General features: G+C 51.1%; 1 protein-coding gene. It reads right to left on the bottom strand.

The annotated features are described in order from the left end of the window. Positions 1 to 94: 94 nt before the first annotated feature. Positions 95 to 253: an SPOR domain-containing protein gene (locus R2R70_RS20920; protein ID WP_410979039.1), complete on the bottom strand. Its 159-nt coding sequence runs from the start codon at positions 251 to 253 to the stop codon at positions 95 to 97. Between the last annotated feature and the right edge of the window lie 11 nt (positions 254 to 264).

Here is a 264-nt window from a genome sequence, read left to right as displayed (position 1 = left end):
CTATAGCAAATGCACTACCGGCAGGCATCTGACTTTCAGCGTGACTTTGTTAACGTCATTTACAGAAATTGACACATCAGATGCCTGCTTTACGCTACTGCGCGGTGGTAATAAATGACTGTAATTGGTCTTCGGTTTGCAAACGTTGCTGCAAGGTACTGGCTTCGGCTTTGCTGGCGAATGGGCCAAGCTGGATCCGCCAGACCGCGCCATTTTGAGTTACGCGACCGGGGACGCCGAACTTCTGTCCCAGTTGCTGTTGGT

It is taken from the genome of Cobetia sp. SIMBA_158 (assembly GCF_046566945.1).
Classification (GTDB): Bacteria; Pseudomonadota; Gammaproteobacteria; order Pseudomonadales; family Halomonadaceae; genus Cobetia; species Cobetia amphilecti.
The sequence above is the reverse complement of the archived record's forward strand: the minus strand, read 5'-3'. Positions and strand labels throughout refer to the sequence as shown.